The organism is Bacillus cereus group sp. BfR-BA-01381 (assembly GCF_022663555.1).
In the GTDB taxonomy this organism is placed as follows: domain Bacteria; phylum Bacillota; class Bacilli; order Bacillales; family Bacillaceae_G; genus Bacillus_A; species Bacillus_A pacificus.
The window spans coordinates 1-331 of sequence record NZ_JAKUFR010000259.1 but is presented as its reverse complement, the minus strand read 5'-3'; the positions used below and the strand labels follow the sequence as shown (position 1 = coordinate 331).

The following is a 331-nucleotide window of genomic DNA, read 5'->3' as shown; positions in this document are numbered from 1 at the left end:
ACAGAATAATGAGTAAGAATTGAATCTGCTCGATCATCAATTAGCCAAAAATATTCATAGATTGCAATACCTATCCAAAATAAAACTGGAATAACTAAAATAGATGATTTCTTACCCTTTACAACCTTCTCATCCCCTTTCTTATCCACTGCTCGAAGTTTACTACCGCTTCTTCTTGTCCATGGAATCAAAAACAAAGTGAGAATAGCTAAAATTAAAAATTTCATCAAAGGCAATGTCCCCTTTTCTTTTGTCTTCCCCTTTAGTATAACAAATAAAGGTTATTCAGGTAAAAATGGGAATCGTTATATTTTTTTACTACTTAATACAA

The 331-nt window shown here is 31.1% G+C and carries 1 protein-coding gene; it reads right to left on the bottom strand.

Annotated elements, in window-relative coordinates; all coding sequences use genetic code 11:
• Positions 1–227: DUF3981 domain-containing protein (locus tag MR079_RS28605; RefSeq protein ID WP_242295102.1), on the bottom strand; the 227-nt coding region annotated here is incomplete at its 3' end.
• Positions 228–331: the final 104 nt, after the last annotated feature.